Consider the following 2,328-nt stretch of genomic DNA (forward strand, 5'->3'; position numbering starts at 1 on the left):
TGGCGCAGACCAGTCTGTGGGGCATCGATTCCCACGGCATCGCGCGGCTGCCGCATTACCTTAATCGCGTGGCGCACGGCTCGATCCTGGCCCGGCCCGAGGTCCGCATCGAACGCACCGGGCCGGGTACCGCACAGGTGCATGGCGGCCGCGGGCAGGGCATCGTGGTGGCGCATCGGGCCAATGCGCTGGCCATCGAGCTGGCGCGTGAGGCCGGCGTGGCGGCGGTCGGCGTCAGCGATTCCTCGCACTGCGGGGCGATCGGGCTGTACAGCCGCGCGGCGGCCGGGCAGGGCTTGATCGGCATTGCCTTTACGCACTCGGATTCGATTGCCGCGCCCTATGGCGGGCGTGTAGCCTTCTTCGGCACCAATCCCATCTCGCTGGCCTTTCCGCGCGCGGACGGCGCGCCGCTATGCCTGGACATGGCCACGACCGCCATTCCGTGGAACCGCGTCATGAATGCCCGGCGCGACGGTGTCGCGCTGCCGGCGGGCGTGGCGCTGGACGGGAACGGCGCGGACTGCACCAATGCGCAGGCGGCACGCGCCTTGCGACCGCTGGGCGGCGAGGAATACGGCTACAAGGGCTATGGCCTTGCGATGATGGTCGAGCTGCTGTGCGGACCGCTCAACGGCAATCCGTTCGGCCCGCACATCTCGTCGATGTACGAGGCGCTGGACCAGCCGCGCGAACTGGGCGCATTCTTCATCGTCATTGATCCGGCGCGCTTTGCCGGGGGCGCGGCGCTGGCCTCGGTGGTGGCGGGGATGGCGGTCGAACTGTCACAGGCGCCCGGCGCGCCCCGCATGCCGGGTGATCCGGAGGCCGAGCATGAGCGGGAACGGCAACAGCTCGGCCTGCCCGTGCCGCGCGCGCTGTGGGATGAAATGCAGGCGTGGAGCAGCCGGCTGGGCGTCGCGTTGCCGGCGACGCGCCAAGCGTAGTGGCGTAACCTGCGGCCCTGTTCCTACACCCCCAGGTACTGCAACAGCCGCGCCTCGTCGTCCAGGAATTCCCGCGACGTCCCCGTCCACGCCACGCGACCCTTTTCCACGATGGCGTGGCGGTCGGCGGTGGCCAGCAGCGGCTCCAGGTTCTTGTCTATGCACAGCACGGCCAGACCTGTCTGCTTCAGCGTCTCCAGCGCCGCCCAGATTTCTTCGCGCACCACAGGCGCGAGCCCTTCGGTGGCCTCATCCAGAATCAGCAGCCGGGGATTGGTCAGCAACGCACGGCCGATGGCCAACATCTGCTGTTCGCCGCCCGACAAGTGGCTGCCCAGGTGTTTGGCGCGTTCGGACAGGCGCGGGAACAGCGCGTACACCCGTTCCAGCGTCCAGGGCTGCGCGGCCCCTTGCCGGTTGTGCGCAGTGGCCACCAGATTTTCACGTACCGACAGGTTTGGAAAGACGTGGCGGCCTTCGGGCACCAGCCCGATGCCGCGCTGCGCCACCTTGTAGGAGGGCAGCCGCCCGATCTCCGAACCGTCGAAGCTGATGGATCCGCGCGAGGCGGAATTCAGGCCCATCACCGCCTTGACGGTGGTGGACTTGCCCATGCCGTTGCGTCCGAGCAGGGTCACAAATTCGCCGGGCGCGATGTCCAGGTCGATGCCAAAGAGCGCCTGGCTGGCGCCGTAGTGCGCGGTGACGCCGCGCAGCGAGAGCAGGGCGGTCATGCGCGTGCCTCCCGGGTGCGGCCGCGTTCGCTGCCCAGATAGCATTCGCGGACCTGCGGATCGTCGCGGATCTGGTCGGCGGTGCCGCACGCGAGCGCGCGGCCGTACACCAGCACGGTGATGCGGTCGGACAGGGCGAAGACGGCCTGCATGTCGTGTTCCACCAGCAATATCGTGTAGCGGCCGCGCAGCGACAGCAGCAACCGCGTCATGGCCTCGGATTCGTGCTGGCTCATGCCCGCCATGGGTTCGTCCAGCAGCAGCAGTGACGGCTGGCACGCCAGCACCATGGCCAGTTCAAGCTGGCGCAGTTCGCCGTGCGCCAGTTCGCTGGCCGGCGTGCCTTCGCGCGCCGACAGGCCGGCCAGGGCCAGCGCCTCGCGGGCGGGTTCGGTCAACGCCTGTGTCGATAGCACGGGCCGCCAGAACCGGAAGCTGTGGCCGCGCCGCGCCTGCACCGCCATCGCCACGTTTTCCAGCGCCGTGAACGGCTTGAATACCGAGGTGATCTGATACGAACGCGCGAGGCCGTGGCGCACGCGTTTTTCCACCGGCATGCGCGTGACATCCTTGCCGTCGAGCAGCACGCGTCCGGCGTCTGGCCGCAGTTCTCCGCTCAGTTGCCCGATCAGCGTGGTCTTGCCGGC

At 68.9% G+C, this 2,328-nt stretch carries 3 protein-coding genes; 1 reads left to right on the top strand and 2 read right to left on the bottom strand.

What is annotated here, in order from left to right:
• The coding region (locus B3446_RS07580) for an Ldh family oxidoreductase (RefSeq protein WP_291379363.1) at window positions 1-947 on the top strand (947 nt) is incomplete at its 5' end.
• Window positions 948-970: 23 nt separating this feature from the next.
• Here B3446_RS07580 and B3446_RS07585 read toward each other — a convergent pair.
• On the bottom strand, window positions 971-1,681 hold the full coding sequence (locus B3446_RS07585) for an ABC transporter ATP-binding protein (RefSeq protein ID WP_291379365.1): 711 nt from the start codon (window positions 1,679-1,681) through the stop codon (window positions 971-973).
• A partial coding sequence (locus tag B3446_RS07590; RefSeq protein WP_291379367.1) for an ABC transporter ATP-binding protein occupies window positions 1,678-2,328 on the bottom strand: 651 nt, incomplete at its 5' end. The genes B3446_RS07585 and B3446_RS07590, both read right to left, overlap by 4 nt.

The organism is Achromobacter sp. UBA5777 (assembly GCF_002418565.1).
GTDB lineage: Bacteria > Pseudomonadota > Gammaproteobacteria > Burkholderiales > Burkholderiaceae_B > Achromobacter > Achromobacter animicus.